This is a genomic window from Heliobacterium chlorum (assembly GCF_014502795.1).
Classification (GTDB): Bacteria; Bacillota; Desulfitobacteriia; order Heliobacteriales; family Heliobacteriaceae; genus Heliobacterium; species Heliobacterium chlorum.
This window is the reverse complement of the sequence record NZ_JACVHF010000156.1, coordinates 1-505: the sequence shown is the minus strand read 5'-3', so window position 1 is coordinate 505 and position 505 is coordinate 1. Positions and strand designations below refer to the sequence as shown.

The 505-nt window shown below is 38.0% G+C and carries 2 protein-coding genes; both read right to left on the bottom strand.

What is annotated here, in order from left to right; all coding sequences use genetic code 11:
• Nucleotides 1–232: transposase (locus H1S01_RS20740; protein WP_188042191.1), on the bottom strand; the 232-nt coding region annotated here is incomplete at its 3' end.
• Nucleotides 233–239: 7 nt separating this feature from the next.
• On the bottom strand, nt 240–505 hold a 266-nt coding region (locus tag H1S01_RS21280; protein ID WP_207732449.1), incomplete at its 5' end, for a hypothetical protein.

Below are 505 nucleotides of genomic sequence, written 5' to 3'. Positions count from 1 at the left end.
GCACAAAGCCAGTGACCATACGTAAAGACAGACGGAATAAGGATTTAATCATTAAGCAGCATTGGATGGCTGCGTCGGAGTAGGTTTGATTTCGCCCTTGTTTGTCTTTTGATGGCGCATACCATTGCGTAGCAGGATCAAACCAAATGGCAATATTTCCGCGACTCATGAGTGCTCGGTTATATGCGGGCCAATTGGTTGTGCGGTAGATTTTGTGTGTAGGCTTCTTCATTTGAAAATTATATCGCTGAAAAAGCCTTTACAGATAGGTTTGTGCAACAAAGCCATTTATGAAAAATATGGTAAAGCAGTTCAATATCTTCAAGTACCGCAACAATTGTGTTAACCGAATGCCCTCTGTTTCTCAAATAAATCATCGTATAAAGATTTGGGTATGTTAGAGGGAGACCATTACTATCAATTAAGACAGCAAATCTTTCCCCACTATTCATGACAAATCTTTTAACTGAAAGCATAAATTTTACAAAAAGTCTAAGTATTAAAT